The sequence below is a fragment of the Mycobacterium sp. 852002-53434_SCH5985345 genome, from assembly GCF_001667155.1.
In the GTDB taxonomy this organism is placed as follows: domain Bacteria; phylum Actinomycetota; class Actinomycetes; order Mycobacteriales; family Mycobacteriaceae; genus Mycobacterium.
Window position 1 is genome coordinate 136,973 of the sequence record NZ_LZIE01000090.1, and the last position, 21,049, is coordinate 158,021.

Genomic DNA, 21,049 nt, shown 5'->3' on the forward strand with positions numbered 1-21,049 from the left:
TATGTCTCAAACGTAAATTTGTGTGACGTCGATTACGAAGGCGTTAGACCCGCGGGCAGCCCGGGCACGGAGTACCGATGCGCATAATGTCCCGGCGTCCAGAAGGCGGCGTCCCCCTCAGCAATGCCACCCTGCAACTGCATTCTCAGCGAATCGCAATACCCACTTACGAGAGGTCGGCCCTGCAACGCGGTGTCGTTCACATCGGTGCGGGCAACTTCCACCGCGCACATCAGGCCGTTTACTTCGACGACCTTGCCCGCTCGGGCATTTCGCATCGTTGGGGTGTTACCGGCGTCAGCCTGCACTCCCCGGGTGCCAAAGACTTGCTGTCCGCACAGGACGGGCTCTACACCGTCGTGCAGCGCGGCCATGACGGCCAGACCGCCCGCGTGGTCGGATCGATCGGCTCCGTCCATTACGCACCGCATGACGGCGCCGCGGTCCGTGCCGCCCTGGCCGATCCCCAAACCCGAATCGTCAGCCTGACCATCACCGACAACGGATACTTCCTGAATCCAGTCACCGACGAGTTCGACGCGAACCACCCCGACGTGCGCGCCGACCTGGTCGCGTCCGATGGCTACGCCACCGCGTGGGGATATCTGGCAGAAGCTCTCGATCGGCGCCGCCGCGCGGGCTTCGCGCCATTCACCGTGCTCTGCTGCGACAACATTCCGGGCGACACCCGGCCGGCGAGAACCGCGCTGGTGTCGTTCGCCGCGTGCAAGGATCCGGGGCTTGCCCGCTGGATCGAAAAGCATGTCGCGTTCCCGTCGACCATGGTCGATCGCATCACCCCGCAAACCTCGAACTCGGAGCGCAAATTCGTCGAGCAGACGTTCGGCGTCGCCGACAGGTGTCCGGTCGTGACCGAGCCGTATCGCCAATGGGTGATCGAGGATTCGTTCAGCAACGGGCGGCCGCCGCTCGAGGAGGTCGGCGCCGAATTCGTTGCCGATGTCAGCGACCACAAGCTGATCAAGACACGTCTTCTCAACGGTACCCACATCGCGCTCGCGTGCCTGGCCACGCTGGCCGGCTACCAGCGCACCGACGAAGCGATGCGCGACCGCGTCATCTTCGATTACGTCGAGAAGCTGCTGCGCGACGAGATTCAACCGCTGCTGCCCGCAATCCCCGGAATGAACACCCCCGAATACCGGGCCACCTTGCTCGATCGGCTGGGCAATCCCCGCATGAGCGACCAATTGTCGCGGCTGGCCCGGCGGGGAACGAGCAAAATTACCTCGTTTGTGCTGCCCTCCCTGCAGGAGGCGATCGCGCAGGGTCGACCGCACACGCTGCTGATGTTGGCCGTTGCCGGATGGGCCAGGTATATGCGCGGCCACGACCTGAAGGGCCGCAAGCTGCGCCTGGACGACTCGCAGGCGATACCGGTGGCTAAGTTGGCCAACATGGCGGGCAACAACCCAGATCCGCTGCTGCGGCATGCGATGTTCGCCGAGCTGCGCGCAGTTCCCGGCTTTGCGGAGCGCCTCGGCGAGATGATTGCGCAGATCGACACGCGCGGCGTGGTGCCCACGCTGCGTGACGCGATGCGCAACGACGAACGAGAGTTGGTGGCACGATGACCGATGGGCTGACCATTGTGCGCACGTTCGACCCGGCGCCGATCACGACTTTGCTATGTGACGCCGATGACAACCTGTTCGCTTCGGAGCGGCCGGCGTTCGAAGCGTCGACCGAGGTGATGAATCGCTTCCTGGCCAGGTTCGGGGTGACCGCTCCGCTCGACTCGGAGGAGTTGCGTAAGCGGGCCGTCGGGAAGAACTTCCGCGCCATGGCTCTGGGCCTGGCGGTCCAGTGCCAACTGCCACTCGACCCCACGTTGGCCGACGGCCTGCCTGGGGCACTGGTCGCCTCAGCCGGCGACTTGGCGAGCGGCAACGCGTTGTCCGCCGACGAACTCGAGCAGTGGGTGCGCGAAGAGCGCGAACGGGTCACCGCGCATCTGGCGGTCACCCTGACCCCCGACCCGCATGTGCTGCAACCGCTGCGAGACCTCGCACCGCACTACGCGCTGGCGGCCGTCAGCTCCAGCGCCACCAAGCGTCTGCGCGCCTGCTTCGCCGCCACCGGCATCGACTCGCTGATACCGGAGGCCGTGACTTTCAGTGCGGAGGACTCGCTTCCAGTGCCGACAAGCAAACCCGACCCGGCGGTGTATCTGCACTCCGGTGAGGTCATGGGTGTCGCAGCGGAACAGGGGCTGGCCATCGAGGACTCCGTGGCCGGCGTGAGTTCCGCGGTCGCGGCCGGCTTCGCCACCGTGGGCAACCTGATGTTCGTGTTACCCGACGAACGGGATTGCCGCCGAACGGAATTGATCGATGCCGGCGCAGTCGCAATAACCGATTCGTGGCGTGCGCTTGCCGATGTCCTGCTGTTGTCGGCTGTGCCGGCCGGAGGTCCTCCCCCCGCGTAGGACATCACCTGGTCCGGGACTGGTCCGCCGACCGGGCCTCGGCCCTCGGGCCGTCATATCGTCGAGAGTGGCTGCGAGCCCGGTAACGATCCGGTCTGTGGCCCGGTGAGGAGTTGGCCAATGGTGGCTCGCGCGATCAACCTGAATAATGCGTCGCTTTCCGAACTGCCGATCGACGCGCCGAACTATGACCGCGGCAGCGTGACCGTCGGTATTGCGCATATCGGCGCCGGTCATTTCCACCGGGCGCATCAGGCTGCGTACCTCAACCTGCTGATGCAGCAGGGCCTGGCACACGACTGGGGCATCTGCGGCGTCGGGGTGATGCCCGCCGACTGGACGATGCGCGATGTCCTCAACGGTCAGGACGGCCTGTACACGTTGATCTTGGAGAATCCCAACGGCAGCCGGGATGCCCAAGTCATCGGGTCGATCGTTGACTACCGCTATGCCCCGGACGATCCGGAATCGGCGTTAGAGGTGCTCGTCGCGGCATCGACCCGGATCATCTCGCTGACCATCACCGAAGGCGGGTATCGCGACCCCGATGGGCCGGCGTTCGCGTTGATCACCGAGGCGCTCGCCAGGCGGCGCGATCGAGGAGTCCCCGCGCCGACCGTGGTCTCTTGCGACAACATCGAGAACAACGGTGAAGTCGCCAGGCGTACCGTGCTCGCCAGTGCCGAACGCAGAGATCCCGCGCTGGCCGAGTGGGTGGCAGAACATGCTCGGTTCCCTAGTTCGATGGTTGACCGCATTACTCCGGCAACGACTTTGGAGATGGCCGCGGAAGTACGGCGAGACTTCGGCGTCGACGACCGGTGGCCGGTGGTTGCCGAACCCTTCACCGCCTGGGTGATCGAAGACGACTTCGCCGATGGTCGGCCACCGCTTGAACAAGCGGGGGTGTTGATGGTCGACGACGTGCGCCCATACGAGCTGATGAAGCTGCGGCTGCTCAACGCGGGGCATCAGTGCCTGGCCTACTTCGCCCATCTGTGCGGCTTCCAGTTCGTCCACGAGGCGGCGCGCGATCCCCTCTTCGCCGAATTCCTGCTCTCTTACTTCGACACCGAGGCCATCCCCACCCTGCCGCCGGTGCCGGGAATCGACCTGCACGAGTACGGCCGCACGCTGGTCGAGCGGTTCGCCAACCCCGCCGTGCGCGACACCATCGCGCGCCTCTGCGCCTACTCGTCGGACCGCATCCCGAAATGGCTGTTTCCCGTCATCTGCGACAACCTGGCCACCGACGGACCGGTTCAATTGGCGGCCGCGGCGGCGGCCAGCTGGGCCCGCTACGCCGAGGGCACCGACGAATGGGGTAAGCCGTACGAGGTGGTGGACCAGCTCGCGGATTCGCTCATCCCGATCGCCCGGTCGCAACACCAGAATCCGACCGCGTTCATTGAGGTGACCGCCGTGTTCTGCGATCTGGCCCACCAACCGCGGTTCGTCGAGGCGTATTGCTGGGCGCTGGATTCGTTGCACAGCAAGGGAGCTCGGGCGACGTTGGAGGCTTTGGTGCGATGACCCGCGGGCTGGTGATCGGTGAGTCACTGATCGACATCGTCGACGGCGACGAGCATGTCGGTGGCAGTCCGCTCAACGTCGCCGTCGGACTCGCCCGGCTGGGCCGCGACGTCGACTTCCTGACCCACATCGCCGACGACCCATATGGCCGGCGCATTGTGGACTACGTGAAAGCTGCTGGTGCACAGCTAGTCCCGGGTAGCATTGCGGCTATCCGGACACCGACCGCGGTAGCTACCCTCGCCGAGGACGGGTCGGCGGACTACGCGTTCGATCTGGACTGGCGGCTCTCCGGCACACCAGAAGTTCCGCCACCACTGTTCGTCCATACCGGATCCATCGCCGCCGTGCGGGAGCCGGGCTGCCTTGCGGTCGCGGCGCTGATCGACACCTACCGCGTCTCGGCCACGGTCACCTTCGACCCGAACGTCCGGCCGTCGCTGATCGACGACCCGGCCTCGGCGCGAGCCCGCATCGCGCGTCTGGTGGAGCTCAGCGACGTCGTCAAGGTCAGCGACGAGGACCTGCGCTGGATCGACCCCGATCACGAACCGGAGCAGACCGCTCGAAGCTGGCTGGCGTCGGGACCGGCGATCGTGGCGGTGACGATGGGCGCCCGTGGCTCGCTGGCCCTGTGCTCGGCCGGCGAGGCGCGCGCGGCCGCCAGGCCGGTGCGGGTGGTGGACACCGTCGGCGCCGGTGACGCCTTCGCGGTCGGGCTCCTCGATGCGCTCTGGGGAATGAACTTGTTGGGCGCCGACCGCCGGGCCGCCCTGCGCAACATCCCGATCAATGTCCTCGCGGAAGCGCTCGAGGCGGCCAGCCTTTCGTCGTCCGTGACCGTGGGCCGCGCCGGGGCAGCCCTCCCCTATCGCGCCGACCTGCGGGCCCGGGCAAACCGGCCGTAGCTTCTCGGCAGGCCTCGATGCGGTCACGAGCTGCGGCGCAACGGCCCCGCGTCCTGTTAGCCGGCGAACAGTATGGGCATACTGACTTACATGCGCTCCATCTGGAAGGGCTCGATCGCGTTCGGGCTGGTCAACGTCCCGGTCAAGGTGTACAGCGCCACCCAGGACCACGACATCAAGTTCCATCAGGTGCACGCCAAGGACAACGGCCGCATCCGATATCAACGCGTGTGCGAGGTGGACGGCGAGGTCGTCGAATACCGCGACATCGCCCGGGCGTTCGAATCCGATGACGGGCAAATGGTCATCATCACCGACGACGACATCTCCACCCTGCCCGAAGAACGCAGCCGCGAGATCGAGGTACTGGAGTTCGTGCCCGCCGAAGAGGTCGACCCCATGCTGTTCGACCGCAGCTACTTTCTGGAGCCGGATTCCAAGTCGTCGAAATCCTATGTGTTGCTGGCAAAGACGCTCGCCGAGACCGATCGGATGGCGATCGTGCACTTTACGCTGCGCAACAAGACGCGGCTGGCGGCGTTGCGGGTCAAGGACTTCGGCAAGCGCGACGTGATGATGGTGCACACCCTGCTGTGGCCCGACGAAATCCGCGACCCCGACTTCCCGGTGCTGGACAAGGAAGTCGAGATCAAGCCGGCGGAGCTCAAGATGGCCGGTCAGGTAGTGGAGTCGATGGCCGAAGACTTCAATCCGGACCGCTACCACGACACCTACCAGGAGCAGCTGCAGGAGCTCATCGACGCGAAACTCGAAGGCGGCGAAGCCTTTACCACCGAGGAGCAACCGAAGGAACTCGACGAGACCGAGGACGTCTCCGACCTGCTGGCCAGGCTGGAAGCCAGCGTGAAGGCGCGCTCCGGTAACGGGAAGGCTCCCGCGAAGAAGGCGCCGGCCAAGAAAACGGCCGCCAAGAAGACCACCGCGAAAAAGGCACCGGCGAAAAAGGCACCGGCCAAGAAGGCCGCATCGAAATCCTGACGCGGAACCGCCGCGTGGTCAGCGCCGGCGGCTCGCCAGGAACCGGGTCGCCGCCGCGATCAGGTTGATCACGGCGACGATGATGATCAGGCTCAGCGCCGCGCCCCAGATGCGCAGGAAACCGGCGCGCTCGGGATTGGTGAGTTCGGTGTAGATCAGCAGCGGGAGAGAGGCCATGTTGCCGTGGAAGATGTCGAGGTTGATCGACCGGCTGTAGCCGACCAGCACCAGCACCGGGGCGGTTTCGCCGACGACCCGAGCGACGGACAGCAAGACGCCGGAGACGATGCCGGGCATCGCGATCGGGAACACGATCCGCATGATGGTCTTCCACTTGGGAACCCCGAGCGCGTAGCTGGCTTCGCGCAGATCGTCGGGCACCAGCCTGAGCATTTCCTCGGCGGACCGCACCACCACCGGCAGCATCAACAAGACCAGCGCCAGCGACACGGCGAACGAGCTCTGCTGGAATCCCAGGGTGGCGATCCAGAGGCTGAAGATGAACAGCGCGGCCACGATTGAGGGCACCCCGGCGAGCACGTCGACCATGAACGTCGTCAGCCGCACCAGCCGGCCGGTGCCGTATTCCACCAGGAAGACGGCGGTCATCAGGCCCAGCGGCACGGACAACAGGGCGGCGACGCCGGCCTGCACGACCGTCCCGTACAGCGCGTGATAGATGCCGCCGGCAACCTGCTCCGGCAAAATCCCGTGCAGCGAGTGGGTCCACCAACCCGTTCGGGTGACCGCGTACCAACCCCGGGCCACCACGACCGACAGCACCCAGACCAGCGGCACCAGCGCGATGAGGAACGAGGCGACGAAGAATACGGTCGCCGCGCTGTTCGTGAGCCGGCGCCGGACGCTGACGGGCCGGAACGCCTGGGTTTTGACCGGCCGGTCGAACACGCTGGCCGTCATCCGTTGACCTTCCCGCCGGCGATGGCACGCGCGAGCGCGTTGACGACGAACGTCAAGACGAACAACGCGAATCCCGCGGCGATGTAGGCCCCGGTGGGCAACGGTTCACTGAATTCTGCTGCCGCGGAGGCGATCTTCGAGGCGAACGTGTAGCCGCCGTCGAACAGCGACCAATTGCCCGGGCGCGCGGCGGAACGCAAGATGATCAGGACCGCCACCGTCTCGCCGAGCGCCCGGCCCAACCCCAACATGGACGCCGCGATAACGCCGCTGCGGCCGAACGGCAGCACGGTCATCCGCACCACCTCCCACTTGGTGGCACCCAGCGCTTGCGCCGCTTCCATCTGGATGTGCGGGGTCTGCCGGAACACTTCCCGGGAGACCGACGTGATGATCGGCAGGATCATCGCCGAGAGCACGATGCCCGCGGTGAAGATGGTGCCGCCACCGGCCAGCGAGACGTTGCCCTGCTTGAACAGGAACAACCAGCCGAGGTTGCGATTCAGGAAGGCCGCGACCGGCTCGATCCGGGGCGCCAGCACGAAGATGCCCCACAACCCGAAGATGATCGAGGGCACCGCGGCGAGCAGGTCGACGATCGCCCCGAACGGGCGGGCCAGCCGCTTGGGCGCGTATTGGGTGAGGAAGACCGCGATCCCGACCGCGACCGGCACGGCCACCACCAGCGCGGTGAGCGAACTGAGCACCGTAACCATCAACAGGTCACGAATGCCGAACGCCAGCTTCCCCGCGTCCGTGGTGCTGAACTGGGCGCTGGTGAAGAAGTTCGCGTGGTTGACCCGCAACGACGGAACGGCACGGATCAGCAGGAACACCGCGATCAGCAGGATCGCGACCACGATCGTCGACCCGGCAGCGGCAGCCGTCAGCTTGAACAGCCGGTCGCCCCGCCGAGCTGACGGCGCGCCCAGCGCCTTGAGCTCGGGTTTTTTCGGAGTCGACGGGCTGGCTACCGCTCCTCGGGTCACGACCACCTCAAATCACGTGATGGCGTTGATCGAAGCCGACAGTCTGGACTTGAACGAATCCGGGATGGGGATGTACCCATTGTCGGCGAGGCCACTCTGCCCCGCACCGATCGTACTTTGCAGGAACGCCTTCACCGCAGTGCCGACCTGCGAATCGGGATACTTCGAGCAAACGATCTCATACGTCGCCAGCACGATGGGGTACGACCCGGGCTGGGTCGGCTTGTAGAAGGAGAGCGTGTCGAGCACCAGGTCGTTGCCCTGCCCGCTGATCTTGGCCCCGGAAATCGTCTTGCCGACCGAGTCGGAGCTGATCGCGACCGCGTCGGGACCGGCGGACGTGACGACCTTGGCCATGTCCAGTTTCTGCGCCTGAGCGAACGACCATTCGTTATAGGTGATGGATCCCTCGGTGGCCTTGATCGCCGCCGACGTGCCGTCGTTGCCCTTGGCCCCCTCACCGACGCCTCCCTTGAACGTCTTGCCGGCGCCCTTGCCCCACGCACCGTTGGAGGCCGCGTCGAGGTACTTCTGGAAGTTGTCCGTGGTGCCGGATTCGTCGTTGCGGAACACGACGTGAATCGGCTCGGCGGGCAAAGTCACACCCGAGTTGAGCGCCGCAATGGCCGGGTCATTCCACGTCGTGATGGCGCCGTTGAATATTTTCGCCGCCGTCGGGCCGTCGAGGCTCAGCGAAGTCAGGCCCTTGACGTTGTAGGTGATGGCGATCGGGCCGAACACCACGGGCAGGTTCCATGCCGGTGAGCCGCAACGCTGCTGCGCCGCCGCGTACTCCTTGGCAGCAAGCGGCGAGTCCGAACCGCCGAAATCGGTTTGGTTGCCGTTGAATTCACTGATTCCCGCGCCCGAGCCATTGGCGGTGTAATTCAACGTCTGACCGGAGCAGGCTTGCTCGAAGGCATTGACGAAGCGCGTCATCGCGTTGGCCTGGGCGGTCGACCCGCTGGCCTTCAAGGTCTTCTTTCCGCCACAGGCGACCTTGCCCGACGACGAACCGCTCGTGGCGCTTCCGCCACCGGCGTTGTTGTCACTTCCGCACCCCGACAACGCCAGCGCACCAGCGGTCACGACGCTCATCGCGACACCGAATCGGTTGAGTTTCAAGTCACTTCCTAACGGTAGGGATGAAACATGATTGCCGACGTTCTTCCAGCCGCTGCGCGGCGACCAGCGTCTCTCGCAGCAACGAAGCTAACAGCAAGAAGGTTAACGTTGGGCAAATTGCTGCCGGCCGATTGTCGCTGGCCAGGACGGCTTGCGGACGGCCGCGCGCGGCTGCCGGGAGGCTCACGAAATGGCGTCGATCGCCGCCGACAACCGGGCCTTCAAGGATTCCGGAACGGGAATGTAGCCGTTGTCCGACAGGCCGTTCTGCCCCGCACCGACGGTGCTCTGCAGAAACGCCTTCACGGCGCCGGCGACCTGGGGATCCGGATACTTCGAGCAGACGATCTCATACGTGGCGAGCACGATCGGATACGAGCCGGGTTGGGTCGGCTTGTAGAAGGAGAAGGTGTCGACGACCAAGTCGTTGCCCTCCTCGACGAAGTCGGCACCGGCGATCGTCTTGCCGACCGAGGCGGCGCTGATCGCCACGGCATCCGGGCCGGCCGATGTGACGATCTTGGCCATGCCCAGTTTCTGCGCCTGGGCAAACGACCATTCGTTATAGGCGATGGATCCCTCGGTGGCCTTGACCGCCGCCGACGTGCCGTCGTTGCCCTTGGCCCCCTCACCGACACCGCCATTGAACGTTTTCCCGATGCCCTTGTCCCAGGCACCGTTGGCGGCCGAGTCCAGGTACTTCTGGAAATTGTCCGTCGTACCGGACTGGTCGTTGCGGAAGATCACCCGAATCGGCTCGGCGGGCAACGCGACGCCGGGGTTCAGCGCCGCAATCGCCGGATCGTTCCAGGACGTGATGGCACCCTTGAACACTTTCGCGGCCGTCGGACCGTCCAGATTCAGCGAAGTCACACCCGTGACGTTGTAGGTGATCGCGATAGGCCCGAACACCACCGGCAAATTCCACGCCGGCGAACCACAGCGCTGCCGCGCCGCGAAGTGTTCGATGGGAGCCAACGGTGAGTCCGAGCCGGCGAAATCCGTTTGTTTTCCGGTGAATTCGCCAATACCCGCTCCGGACCCGTTGGGCGTGTAGTTCAGCGTCTGGCCGGGGCAGGCCTGCTCGAACGCCTTGATGAAGCGGGTCATCGCGTTGGCCTGGGCGGTCGACCCGCTGGCCTTCAGCGTCTTCGTCCCGCCGCAGCTCACCTTGCCCGGCGGCGTGCCCGGCCCCGCCCCGTTGTCATTGCTTCCGCAACCCGGCAACGCCAGGGCGACGACGGCCAGGACACTTAGCGCGGCGCCGAATCGATTCAGCCCCAATACGATCCCCATCGGGATAGGTCAAACATGAACGCCACCATTCAATAGCCGCCGCGCGCCGACAAACGGTCAGCAATAAGGCTAGCGCCGGCCTTATGTTCTCGCAGTGGACGCGAACGCGGCGAGGTTGACCCGTTCCAACGGGCCCGGAAGCGGGCGCGGGGCGTTACATCGCGCCGTCGATATGCAAAAGTAGAACCTGTTCCAGAAATGCCGCATCCGAGACGGCGGGGCTTGCTACCGTGTCGGCTGACAACTTGGGCGAAGAGAGGCCGCAATGATCCTTGACAGATTTCGTCTCGACGACAAAGTCGCCGTCATCACCGGCGCCGGCCGCGGCCTCGGGGCGGCCATCGCCCTGGCTTTCGCCGAGGCCGGTGCGGATGTCCTGATCGCCTCGCGAACGGAATCGCAACTAGAAGGCGTCGCCGCACAGGTTCGTGCGGCCGGGCGTCGGGCACACATCGTCGCAGCCGACCTGGCCCACCCCGAGGTGACCGCGCAGCTGGCCGGGCAGGCCGTCGAGGCCTTCGGGAAACTAGACATCGTCGTCAACAACGTCGGCGGCACCATGCCCAACACGCTGCTGACCACCTCGACCAAGGACCTCAAGGACGCATTCACCTTCAACGTCGCCACCGCCCACGCGCTGACCGTCGCGGCGGTACCCCTCATGCTCGAGCACTCCGGCGGCGGCAGCGTCATCAATATCACCTCGACCATGGGCCGGCTCGCCGGGCGCGGCTTCGCCGCCTACGGCACCGCCAAGGCCGCGTTGTCCCACTACACCCGGCTGACCGCCCTGGACCTGTGCCCACGCATCCGGGTCAATGCGATCGCACCGGGATCGATCCTCACCTCCGCGCTGGACGTCGTCGCGTCCAACGACGAGCTGCGCGCGCCGATGGAGAAGGCCACGCCCATGCGCCGACTCGGTGATCCCGTCGACATCGCCGCCGCCGCAGTCTATTTGGCGTCTCCGGCGGGGAGCTTCCTGACCGGCAAGACGCTGGAGGTCGACGGCGGCCTCACCTACCCCAACCTCGACATCCCCGTCCCGGACCTGTGACCCCCGACCGCTAAGGAGCCCGCCATGGCAATCCCCGTCGTTCAATTGGGCACCGGCAATGTCGGCGTCCACGCGCTGCGAGCGCTCATCACCAATCCCGAGTTCGAGCTCAGGGGCGTCTGGGTGTCCTCGGACGCCAAGGCCGGTAAGGACGCGGCGGAGCTTGCCGGGCTTCCCGATTCGACCGGCGTGCTGGCCAGCACCGACCTGGACGCCGTACTCGCCACCGGACCGCAGTGCGCCGTTTACAACGCGCTGGCGGACAACCGGTTGCCCGAGGCGCTGGAAGACTACCGGCGCGTGCTGGCCGCCGGCATCAACGTCGTCGGCAGCGGCCCGGTCTTCTTGCAGTATCCGTGGCAGGTGATTCCCGAAGAGCTCATCAAGCCCATCGAAGACGCTGCGCGCGAAGGGCATTCGAGCGTATTCGTCAACGGGATCGATCCCGGCTTCGCCAACGACCTGCTGCCGCTGGCGCTGGCCGGCACCTGTCAGAACATCCAGCAGATTCGCTGTATGGAGATCGTCGACTACGCCACCTATGACAGCGCCGCGGTCATGTTCGACGTGATGGGCTTCGGGAAGCCGCTCGACGACGTCCCCATGTTGCTGCAGCCGGGCGTGCTCAGCCTGGCGTGGGGATCGGTGGTTCGGCAGCTGGCGGCCGGTCTGGGGATTTCGCTCGACTCGGTCGCGCAAGAGTACGTGCGCGTGCCGGCGCCGGAGGACTTCGACATCGCGTCCGGGCACATCCCCAAGGGCAGCGCCGCGGCGCTGCGGTTCGAGGTATTCGGCATGGTCAACGGCGACCCCGTCGTCGTCCTCGAACACGTCACGCGGCTGCGCGAGGATTTGTGCCCGGACTGGCCGCAGCCCGCCCAGCACGGCGGGTCGTACCGCATCGAGATCACCGGCGAACCCTCCTACGCGATGGATGTCTGCCTGAGCAGCCGCAAGGGCGACCACAACCACGCCGGGCTGGTCGCCACCGCGATGCGGGTGGTCAACGCGATCCCCGCGGTGGTGGCCGCCCCGCCGGGAATCGTGACGACGCTGGACCTGCCCCTGATCACCGGCAAGGGCCTTTACCTGCCGGGCTGATCGCCGGGCGCGGCCGGAAGCGCCGGCGCCAGTGACCGCGTCTGCCCGAATGGTGGGTGGCCTCCGGGTATGCCTGGAGTCTTCGGCTAACCTCACTTTCTTATTCGGACGTGTGAATCGAGGGCGACACTTGACGCAGAGCAGCCAGGACTCGCTGAAAAGCAGTTGGTATCTGCTCGGGCCCGCCTTCGTCGCCGCCATCGCCTATGTCGATCCGGGCAACGTCGCCGCCAACGTCAGCTCCGGCGCAAAGTTCGGATACCTGCTGCTGTGGGTCATCGTGGTGGCCAATGCGCTCGCCGGTCTGGTGCAGTATCTGTCGGCCAAGCTCGGCCTGGTCACCGGACGATCGTTACCCGCGGCCATCGGCAAGCGAATGAGTCGTCCGGTCCGGCTGGTCTACTGGGTCCAGGCCGAACTGGTGGCGATCGCCACCGATATGGCCGAAATCGTCGGCGGCGCAATCGCCTTGCGGATTCTGTTCGATTTGCCGCTGCTGCTCGGCGGCGTCATCACCGGGTTGGTGTCGTTGCTGTTGCTGGCGATCCAGGACCGGCGCGGGCAGATCATCTTCGAGCGCGTCATCACCGGACTGCTGCTCGTCATCGCCATCGGCTTCGCGGCCAGCTTCTTCGTGAAGACGCCTCCACCGGACGCCGTCCTGGGCGGGCTGCTGCCGAGATTCCAGGGCACCGAAAGCGTGCTGCTGGCAGCCGCCATCCTGGGCGCCACCGTGATGCCGCACGCCGTGTACATGCATTCCGGGCTGGTCCTCGATCGACACGGGCATCCCGCCGAGGGCGCCGCGCGACGCCTGCTGCTGCGGGTCACCCGGCTGGATGTCGTCCTGGCGATGGCCGTCGCGGGAACGGTGAACGCCGCGATGCTGCTGGTCGCCGCGATCAACCTGCAGCACCGCGACATCCACGCGTCCATCGAGGGCGCCTACTCCGCGATTCACCACACCCTCGGTGCGGCCATCGCGGTGCTGTTCGCGATCGGGCTGCTGGCGTCCGGGCTGGCGTCGTCGTCGGTGGGCGCCTACGCGGGCGCCATGATCATGCAGGGGTTGCTGCACCGCCGGATCCCGATGCTGGTGCGCCGCTTGGTCACCGTGTGTCCGGCCCTGGTGATCCTCGCGGTCGGGTTCGACCCCACCCGGGCGCTGGTGCTGTCCCAGGTGGTGCTGTCGTTCGGGATACCGTTTGCGGTCCTTCCGCTGGTGAAGCTGACCAGCGACCGCGATCTGATGGGCAGCGACACCAATCATCCCGTCACGACGATTGTTGGCTGGGCCGTCGGCGTATTGATTAGTCTGCTTAACGTGGTGCTCATCTGGCTGACGGTGACCGGCTGAATGCCGGCCCGCCGGCACGCCTACTTCGCATACGGGTCGAACCTGTGCGTCAGGCAGATGGCGCTGCGGTGTCCGGACGCCGCCGATCCGCGGCCGGCGGTCCTCTCCGATCACGACTGGCTGATCAACCAGCGCGGCGTCGCCACGGTCGAACCGTGCACGGGGACTCAGGTGCATGGCGTGGTCTGGCAGATCTCAGATGGTGACCTGGCCACCCTGGACAGCGCCGAGGGCGTGCCGGTGCGCTACCGGCGAGACCGGCTGACCGTGCACACCGACGACGGATCGTCGCCGGCCTGGGTGTACATCGACCATCGGGTCACACCGGGCCCGCCCCGACCGGGCTACCTGTCCAAGATCGTCGACGGCGCCGTGCAGCACGGGTTGCCGCAGCGCTGGATCGACTTCTTGCGGCGCTGGGATCCCTCGCACTGGCCTCGCAGGGTGTCGGCGTCAGGTCCTGCGCCACAATCCCTTTCAGCGTTGCTGAGCGAGCCCGGAGTAAGCGAGGCCAGTCAATTGCGTTCGCGTTTCGGCTTTCTGGCCATCCACGGCGGCGGGCTGGAAGAGATGACCGACGTGATCGCCGAACGTGCCGCCGACGCCGCTCACGCCTCGGTGTACGTGCTGCGTCATCCCGACCGCTACCCGCACCACCTGCCCTCGGCGATGTTCGACCCGGCCGAGTCGCCGCGGCTCGCCGAATTCCTCGACCATGTCGACGTTGCGGTGTCGCTGCACGGCTACGGCCGAATCGGGCGCAGCACGCAATTGCTGGCCGGCGGCCGCAACCGCGCGCTGGCCGCACACCTGGCCCAGCACATCCAGTTGACCGGGTATCGGGTCATCACCGACCTCGAGGACATCCCGCCGGAGTTGCGCGGTCTGCATCCGGGCAATCCGGTGAACCGCGTGCGCGAAGGCGGGACCCAGCTGGAGCTGTCTCCCCGCGTGCGCGGCCTGAGCCCGCGCAGCCCGATGCCCGGCGACGACGGCCTGTCGCCGGTCACCACGGCCCTGATCCAGGGGCTAGCGGAAGCGGCACGTTGTTGGTAGTTGTCCTCATCTGTTGAACGGAGTTGTTGGTGGCCAAGGAATTTCGCTTTGGAATGAGCATGCGCTTCATCAAGTCGCGCGCAACTTTCGTCGACAAGGTGAAGCAGGCGGAAGACATCGGATTCGATGTGCTTTGCGTGCCAGACCATCTCGGCGCGGTTGCCCCGATTCCGGCACTGACCGCGGCCGCCATGGTCACCGACAAACTCAAGCTGAGCATGTATGTGCTCAACGCCGCCTTCTACAAGCCCGCCCTGCTCAGCCGGGACCTGGGCGACTTGGACAAGCTCAGTAACGGCCGCCTCGAAATCGGGCTCGGCACCGGGTATGTCAAGGAAGAGTTCGACGCAGCAGAGCTCCCCTACCCCAGTGCCGGCGCCCGGGTGGACTACCTCAACCACATGACGAAATATCTGAAGGAGCATCACCCGACGACACCGATCCTCATCGCGGGCAACGGCGACCGGGTGCTGACCATTGCCGCCCGGCACGCCGACATCATCGGGCTGACGGGTTCGAGGGTGAAAGAGGCCGACGACCCGCTGACCGAACGCGTCGAGTTCGTCCGTAACGCCGCCGGCGACCGATTCGACGCGCTCGAATTGAACCTTGCCGTCACCGCGGTCCCGGCCGAGGGCGAAAGCCTGCCCGACCTGACGATGACCCGTCGCTACGCGGCCGGGTTGTCCGACGACGAGATCCTGGCCATGCACTCGGTGCTGACGGGCTCGCCCCGCGAGATGGCCGACACGCTGCGGGAGTACCGGGAGAAGTACGGCGTCACGTTCATCACCGTCCAGGACAACCACGTCGACAACTTTGCAAAGGTCATCGCCGAACTGCGCTGACCGGTTGGCTGCGGCCGCGCGGTGACCTCGGCGAGCGGTAAGGAGGCGTTGGTCCCCCGGTAAGTGGCCTTAGGGCCCTTCGGCGCGCCCGCAGACCGCGACACACTCGGGAGATGACTCGAAGCGATTGGGGGCGGCCGCTGGGGCAGCGGCTGGCTTCGCTGCGCGGCGATTCGAGACTGTTCGACGATCGTGTTGACGCCGGGCGACAGCTGGGAAAAAGCCTGGAATCGTTGCGCGGTCACGATGTTTTGGTGCTGGGCCTCCCACGCGGCGGTGTGCCGGTGGCCTTCGAGGTCGCCAAAGCCCTGGATGCTCCGCTCGATGTACTGGTGGTGCGCAAGCTCGGGGTCCCGTTCCAGCCCGAATTGGCCTTCGGTGCGATCGGCGAGGGCGGGGTGCGGGTGATCAACGACGCCGTGGTGCGTGAGGCCCGGTTATCCGCGGACGAGATTGCCGCGGTCGAGGCGAAGCAGCGGGCCGAGTTGGCTCGTCGCTCGGAAAGATTCCGCGGCGGGCGTGACCGGATCCCGTTGGCGGGACGGACCGCGGTGATCGTCGATGACGGCATCGCGACCGGCGCGACGGCCAGAGCCGCCTGCGAGGTGGCCCGCGCACAGGGCGCGAGCAGGGTTGTCCTGGCCGTTCCGATCGGCGGACGCGACGTCTTCGAACGGTTCGCCGGGTACGCCGACGAGGTGGTTTGTTTGCATACGCCCGAGTTCTTCTTCGCCGTGGGCCAGGGCTACCGCAACTTCACCCAGACATCCGACGACGAGGTGGTCGCGCTACTCGATCGCGCCCGCGACCGTTCTCGGGGGCCGATCGCCGGCGCCGCCGCGGACGACCCGCCCTTACGCGACGAAGAAGTCAGGGTCAGCACCGGATCGGTGGCGGTGGCCGGACATCTGACGATTCCCGAACATCCGGTCGGCGTGGTGTTGTTCGCGCACGGCAGTGGGAGCAGCCGGCACAGCCCACGCAACCGCTACGTGGCCGACGTGCTGAACGGCGCGGGTCTCGCCACGCTGCTGTTCGACCTACTGACCCCGGAAGAAGAACGAAATCGCGCCAACGTGTTCGACATTGAGCTTTTGGCGCGACGACTGGTCGACGTAACCGGCTGGCTGAGCCGCCAGCAAGACACCGCCGCTCTGCCGGTCGGTTACTTCGGCGCCAGTACCGGCGCGGGCGCTGCCCTGGTCGCCGCCACCGACCCGCGGGTAAACGTCGCGGCTGTGGTGTCCCGGGGCGGGCGGCCCGATCTGGCGGGCGCGTTCTTGGCCAGGGTTTACGCGCCGACGCTGCTAATCGTTGGGGGCAACGACGACGTGGTGCTGGACTTGAATCGGCAAGCACGCGCCGCGATCCCCGGCAAGTGTGAACTGGCCGTCGTGCCGGGCGCCACCCATCTCTTCGAAGAACCCGGGACGCTCGAGCGGGCCGCGACGCTGGCCCGCGATTGGTTCATCGAGCACCTGAGCCCGGCTGCTCTGACCGCGAACCCGTAGTCCGACGGCTCCGATGCCTAACTCGGCGGCACGTGCTCCCCGGCCCGCGGGCACTCGTCGGGCAGATGGATGAGCACCGCGTCGTCATCGGCCGGCGCGGCTTGGCCGCGGCGATGTGCAGTCAGGTAGAGCCATCCCGGTCCGATGGTTTGTTTGCAGCGGGCGCATAGTGGGCCTGCGGCCATTGCTGCCTCCCTTCCCGAAGTCACGACCCCGGTTGTCATTCTCCGCGTCTTGGCCATTCGCGGGCTGTCATTTGGGGACATCGGTTGCCGCGTAGCGTGATTCGGGACGTGCACGGTGCCCGGGCCGACTAGACGGCGTCGCGAGTTGGGTAAAACCATTGAACCGCAAGCTGACACGGCGCGGCCCGCTGCCAGACCGAATCCACCCGACAAAGGTGGACTCAAGACATGACTTTCGACTCTCGCCGGCAACGGGTCAGCCGCGCAGACTGCAGGGCATGACCACATCCGACGACACCGCCCAAACCTGGCGCGACGTGGCCGACCAGCTCACCGCTGCGCAGATCGCTCAGCTCGAGCGCCTCGAACGCGACGAACCGCAGACGCTGCTGGAAATGGCGCGGCAGTGGGCGGCCAAGAATGTGTCCGCTGGGATGCCATTCGACTCGATCGCGCCCCCCGACGGTGCGGTTCGGACCTTCGACTGGCAGCTGGACAGGAACTGGTTTCGCGACTTTGAGGGGACCACTCGGCGAGGCGGGCGGGCGCGCGTGCAGATCTACGGTCGACAACAGTTCGACGGCTCGACGCGCCGCTGGATCGCCGTGCATGCCCGCCACCTGGACGCGCTGGACGGGATCGCCGCGCGCGAACTCGCCGCGGCGTTGACCGACGCGGCCGACGAGATCGAGCGGCTCGGCTGAGGATGTTCCGGATGGAACTGGCCCTACCGCTCGACGAGACATATATTGCGGCAGAACAGGTATCGAGGAACGGCGAACACATGACAGGCAAATCGTGACTTCTCACTATGAGACCGGCCCCGCGGCCGGCGAATACAGCGTCGAGGACGACAATCAGCTTCAACCGGAGGACACCCTGATAGACCGCGGCGTGGACGACATCCTCGACGAGGGGTATTCGCCACCCGAGCGGCCTTACGGACGAGTCGCATTCGGTCCGGGCGAGACCATGGATCAGCTCCTCGCCGAGGAAGAGCCGGACCCGGCGGCACGCATCAATGTCGCGCTCGACGAAGCCGAGCAGCAACGCTCGGATGCATCCGAACGCGAGTGCGAATTCCCCCGGCGGCGCGAGGTGGGCCGCGCCCGAGCCGGCCGCCTCGTCGCGCCGGACGAGGGATTCGGCGGGGACTACGAGGATGAATTGGTCGCTTCGGACGTCGGGCTCGACGGGGGCGCAGCGTCCGCCGAGGAAGCCGCGATGCACGTCATCGAGGACGAGGACTGACCGAACGGGCGAGTCCGGCGGCTAGCTCGTGACTACTTCGCCGGCTGACACCCAACCGCGCTGAGCGACCACTACCGTGGACGAAGGCATGGAAGGGCACCGGTCGCCATGAGCGGACCGGCTACACTCACGGCGCAGGACGCTGGACGCACCTTCTGAACGCCTTCACGGACGCGACCCGGGTGCGGTCGGGTGTTCGCAGACGGCCCGCCCTCGTAGCTCAGGGGATAGAGCACGGCTCTCCTAAAGCCGGTGTCGCAGGTTCGAATCCTGCCGGGGGCACTCAGGGTCTAATCCCGTAACCCTCGCCGTCGTCAGCCAGGTATGTGACGTCGTACCAGCGTCGAGGCGGTTGGGCGCCGGTGTCGTACTCCTCGGTGGCGGTTGCCCGCTCCAGCCGAACATCCGTCAAAAGCGGATTGTGCACGCGGATATAGTCTTCGAGCTCAGCAAGCAGCGCATCGCCCGTCAGTGTCACGTCCGCGAGCGCCTTTGCTTCACGCTTCGCCCAACTCACGCGTACATATTGCCCCGGCCGTCGCGGCCGGCGCCGTCGCGCTGGGTTATGTCGCCATCCGCCCGTCGAGCATGATGCCGAGCCGGACGGCGCCGTCGCGGCGGCGCACGCCCTCGATGCGGATCTCGATGTCTGGCCGCCGCGGCTTGCCGGCGGTCGACGTGGCCGGGTTCTCGAAAGTGATCATCCTCGATCTCCTCTCTCGCTAGGCCCCCGATTCATCCAGGGTGCGCCTGCTTTACCGACTATTGGGGGTGCGACACGATCACGATTAGGGCAAGACGGTGTGCATCAGCATCACGTCGTATGCCGACCACAGCGACAGGTTGAAGTACAGGTCCCGCCCCGACGACCAGGGATGAATCATCGGCGCATAGATGCCGCCGGGCATCGAGAAGGACGACACGAGCGGTTGCTCGGGGCTCCACGGCCCCTGCGGTGCCGGCGCGGTGCGTGCGACCACGTCGTTGCTGCCACCGTTGGTGTAGAGCACCAGGTATTGCTTGAGATAGCTGTTGTATTGGGCCGACATTTCGCCCACCGGGCCCGGGAAGATCGGCGTCGCCGCGCCCGGGTTGTTGGGCACCCAGCGGCCGCCGTTGTCGCCGTTCCAGTACTGGTACTTGGTGAGGTCGGGCAACTGCCCCGGCGGCACCCGCGACAGGAACGCCGCGCCGCCACGTCCCGATGGGGTCCCGAATTGATACAGGTAACCGTCGTTGCCCTTCATGAAGGCGCCCATTTGGAAGTTTTCGTTACCGGGGGTGAACCCGGCTCCCGGAATGGCGTCCGCGGAGGCCGTGCGGATCGAGGTGGGGAAAATCCCCCAGTTCTGGCCGTTGTCGTTGGACCGCGCGATCGCCGAGTAGTTCGTGCTCCATTCGCCGTCTCGGCCCCACTGCCGGATCGACATGTAGCTCATGTACTGCGTCCTGCCGATCGAGATGCCGGCGGTCGGAATGATCCCCGTCTCGTGGGCGGCCTTGTGGATGGTGTTGACGACCTGCTTGGACAGGCTCGGCGCCCACACCGGTGAACCGGAGTACCGGTCGTTAGGGACGCCCTCCGCGATGTGGATTCCATGCGACAGATCCCGGTCCGAGCTGCGGAACAGCGTGTTGTAGCGCCACTGTTGACCCTTGACCTTGCAATAGCCGAAGGTGTCGCCGAAGGCCATTAGGACCTGACGGTTCCCGGGATCCCCGTTGTCCCAAGCGATACCGAGGTCGGTGCCGGAAATGCTGAAACGCTGCAGCGTCTTGTTCGGACCGTCGGGTCCGGTCACCCAGTCGACCAGCGAGGTGGGCGCCCCGGCAATCGAGACCGGCGGCGCCTCCGCCGGCGGCTGCGGCGGCGGGACGGGGGCCGCGTTGGGCTGCAGCTGACCGGCGTTGGGCGGTTGCGGCAGACCGGGGACGGGAGGATTCGGCCCGGGCGGAAGAACCTCCGCTTGCGGTCTCATCGGCGCGGCCTGCCGAGGGACCGCCGGCTTGAGGAATGAGGAGATCAGCGGTCCCAGCCTGGGCAGCGGCGCCTGGTCATTGGTGTGGGTGGGTCTGCGCCCGGTGGGCGGTTGGACGACCGGCTGCGGTGCGGGCATCGCCGGCTGCGCGGCGGGCGGTTCCACATTCGCTTCGGGCGCTCCGCACGGGGTGGCATTGGCCGCTGGCGCCGGGCCGACCACGTAGACGAGTCCGACAGCGGCCGCCGACGCCATCGATAGCGACACACTTCGAAGAATCGCCGACATCTAACACCTTTCGAGCTGCGGGGACACCGCATTGACGTCCGTAGTTGGCTCATGTGACGATAGTGATTGGCGCGACTGTTGTGACTAGTGATGCGGCGATAGGTACGCATCCGTGACCGTGTCGAAACCCACCTCGGCGGGGTAGCCCTTCGGCACCCGCGGTGCCTGCCGCAGGCGCCCCGCAAGTGTTGGCCCG

General features: G+C 66.3%; 21 protein-coding genes and 1 tRNA gene. 14 read left to right on the forward strand and 8 right to left on the reverse strand.

Annotated elements, in window-relative coordinates:
- The first annotated feature begins 86 nt into the window (after window positions 1-86).
- The 5 genes from A5756_RS22230 to A5756_RS22250 all read left to right on the forward strand — a co-directional run bounded on the left by A5756_RS22230 (window position 87) and on the right by A5756_RS22250 (window position 5,889).
- Window positions 87-1,595 carry a mannitol dehydrogenase family protein gene (locus A5756_RS22230; RefSeq protein WP_197505489.1) on the forward strand — a complete coding sequence of 503 codons (1,509 nt, stop codon included), beginning with the start codon at window positions 87-89 and terminating at the stop codon, window positions 1,593-1,595.
- On the forward strand, window positions 1,592-2,449 hold the full coding sequence (locus A5756_RS22235; RefSeq protein WP_066957521.1) for an HAD family phosphatase: 858 nt from the start codon (window positions 1,592-1,594) through the stop codon (window positions 2,447-2,449). The genes A5756_RS22230 and A5756_RS22235 overlap by 4 nt, the downstream gene beginning before the upstream one ends.
- Before the next feature lie 120 nt (window positions 2,450-2,569).
- Window positions 2,570-3,982, forward strand: a complete 1,413-nt coding sequence (locus A5756_RS22240; protein WP_066957523.1) for a mannitol dehydrogenase family protein — start codon at window positions 2,570-2,572, stop codon at window positions 3,980-3,982.
- On the forward strand, window positions 3,979-4,890 hold the full coding sequence (locus A5756_RS22245; protein WP_066957525.1) for a carbohydrate kinase: 912 nt from the start codon (window positions 3,979-3,981) through the stop codon (window positions 4,888-4,890). Before A5756_RS22240 ends, A5756_RS22245 begins: the two co-directional genes overlap by 4 nt.
- 90 nt (window positions 4,891-4,980) lie before the next feature.
- Window positions 4,981-5,889: a Ku protein gene (locus A5756_RS22250; protein WP_066957527.1), complete on the forward strand. Its 909-nt coding sequence runs from the start codon at window positions 4,981-4,983 to the stop codon at window positions 5,887-5,889.
- Window positions 5,890-5,907: 18 nt separating this feature from the next.
- On the opposite strand, the gene pstA is transcribed toward A5756_RS22250, so the two are convergent.
- The 4 genes from pstA to pstS (A5756_RS22270) form a co-directional block, all read right to left on the reverse strand.
- The gene (gene pstA / locus A5756_RS22255) at window positions 5,908-6,810 is read right to left on the reverse strand and encodes a phosphate ABC transporter permease PstA (protein ID WP_066957530.1); all 903 of its coding nucleotides are present in this window, start codon (window positions 6,808-6,810) and stop codon (window positions 5,908-5,910) included.
- A complete protein-coding gene (gene pstC / locus A5756_RS22260; protein WP_066957531.1) occupies window positions 6,807-7,805 on the reverse strand; it encodes a phosphate ABC transporter permease subunit PstC in 999 nt (332 codons plus the stop codon). Before pstC ends, pstA begins: the two co-directional genes overlap by 4 nt.
- A 6-nt stretch (window positions 7,806-7,811) precedes the next feature.
- Window positions 7,812-8,924 carry a phosphate ABC transporter substrate-binding protein PstS gene (gene pstS / locus A5756_RS22265; protein ID WP_066957533.1) on the reverse strand — a complete coding sequence of 371 codons (1,113 nt, stop codon included), beginning with the start codon at window positions 8,922-8,924 and terminating at the stop codon, window positions 7,812-7,814.
- 183 nt (window positions 8,925-9,107) lie between these two features.
- On the reverse strand, window positions 9,108-10,208 hold the full coding sequence (pstS, locus tag A5756_RS22270) for a phosphate ABC transporter substrate-binding protein PstS (protein ID WP_066957810.1): 1,101 nt from the start codon (window positions 10,206-10,208) through the stop codon (window positions 9,108-9,110).
- A 277-nt stretch (window positions 10,209-10,485) separates the two neighbouring features.
- On the opposite strand from pstS (A5756_RS22270), the gene A5756_RS22275 reads away from it, so the two are divergent.
- From A5756_RS22275 to A5756_RS22300, 6 genes are all read left to right on the forward strand, one after another.
- Window positions 10,486-11,277: an SDR family oxidoreductase gene (locus A5756_RS22275; protein ID WP_066957535.1), complete on the forward strand. Its 792-nt coding sequence runs from the start codon at window positions 10,486-10,488 to the stop codon at window positions 11,275-11,277.
- Between the two features lie 24 nt (window positions 11,278-11,301).
- Window positions 11,302-12,378 carry a diacylglycerol kinase gene (locus A5756_RS22280; RefSeq protein ID WP_066957537.1) on the forward strand — a complete coding sequence of 359 codons (1,077 nt, stop codon included), beginning with the start codon at window positions 11,302-11,304 and terminating at the stop codon, window positions 12,376-12,378.
- Window positions 12,379-12,427: 49 nt separating this feature from the next.
- The gene (locus tag A5756_RS22285) at window positions 12,428-13,735 is read left to right on the forward strand and encodes an Nramp family divalent metal transporter (RefSeq protein ID WP_369817365.1); all 1,308 of its coding nucleotides are present in this window, start codon (window positions 12,428-12,430) and stop codon (window positions 13,733-13,735) included.
- The gene (locus A5756_RS22290; protein WP_066957541.1) at window positions 13,736-14,791 is read left to right on the forward strand and encodes a poly-gamma-glutamate hydrolase family protein; all 1,056 of its coding nucleotides are present in this window, start codon (window positions 13,736-13,738) and stop codon (window positions 14,789-14,791) included. It begins immediately after the preceding gene.
- A 23-nt stretch (window positions 14,792-14,814) separates the two neighbouring features.
- Window positions 14,815-15,639 (forward strand): LLM class F420-dependent oxidoreductase, encoded by an 825-nt coding sequence (locus A5756_RS22295; protein WP_082948243.1) that lies wholly within the window; start codon window positions 14,815-14,817, stop codon window positions 15,637-15,639.
- Window positions 15,640-15,752: 113 nt separating this feature from the next.
- Window positions 15,753-17,150, forward strand: coding sequence for a phosphoribosyltransferase family protein (locus A5756_RS22300; protein WP_082959163.1), 1,398 nt, complete (start codon window positions 15,753-15,755; stop codon window positions 17,148-17,150).
- Window positions 17,151-17,167: 17 nt separating this feature from the next.
- On the opposite strand, the gene A5756_RS26310 is transcribed toward A5756_RS22300, so the two are convergent.
- Window positions 17,168-17,335 carry a hypothetical protein gene (locus A5756_RS26310; RefSeq protein ID WP_197505490.1) on the reverse strand — a complete coding sequence of 56 codons (168 nt, stop codon included), beginning with the start codon at window positions 17,333-17,335 and terminating at the stop codon, window positions 17,168-17,170.
- A gap of 278 nt (window positions 17,336-17,613) precedes the next feature.
- On the opposite strand from A5756_RS26310, the gene A5756_RS22305 reads away from it, so the two are divergent.
- The 3 genes from A5756_RS22305 to A5756_RS22315 all read left to right on the forward strand — a co-directional run bounded on the left by A5756_RS22305 (window position 17,614) and on the right by A5756_RS22315 (window position 18,868).
- The gene (locus tag A5756_RS22305; protein ID WP_066957543.1) at window positions 17,614-18,039 is read left to right on the forward strand and encodes a hypothetical protein; all 426 of its coding nucleotides are present in this window, start codon (window positions 17,614-17,616) and stop codon (window positions 18,037-18,039) included.
- 94 nt (window positions 18,040-18,133) lie between these two features.
- Complete coding sequence (locus tag A5756_RS22310) at window positions 18,134-18,586, forward strand: DUF5709 domain-containing protein (protein ID WP_066957544.1); 453 nt, start codon at window positions 18,134-18,136, stop codon at window positions 18,584-18,586.
- 209 nt (window positions 18,587-18,795) lie between these two features.
- Window positions 18,796-18,868 (forward strand) — tRNA-Arg (locus tag A5756_RS22315).
- Window position 18,869: 1 nt separating this feature from the next.
- Here the strand turns inward: A5756_RS22315 and A5756_RS22320 are convergent.
- The 3 genes from A5756_RS22320 to A5756_RS22325 form a co-directional block, all read right to left on the reverse strand.
- The gene (locus A5756_RS22320; protein ID WP_066957546.1) at window positions 18,870-19,103 is read right to left on the reverse strand and encodes a hypothetical protein; all 234 of its coding nucleotides are present in this window, start codon (window positions 19,101-19,103) and stop codon (window positions 18,870-18,872) included.
- A 46-nt stretch (window positions 19,104-19,149) separates the two neighbouring features.
- Window positions 19,150-19,290: a hypothetical protein gene (locus A5756_RS26105; RefSeq protein WP_156659761.1), complete on the reverse strand. Its 141-nt coding sequence runs from the start codon at window positions 19,288-19,290 to the stop codon at window positions 19,150-19,152.
- A gap of 84 nt (window positions 19,291-19,374) precedes the next feature.
- Window positions 19,375-20,853: a DUF4185 domain-containing protein gene (locus A5756_RS22325; protein WP_066957548.1), complete on the reverse strand. Its 1,479-nt coding sequence runs from the start codon at window positions 20,851-20,853 to the stop codon at window positions 19,375-19,377.
- Window positions 20,854-21,049 lie beyond the last annotated feature (196 nt).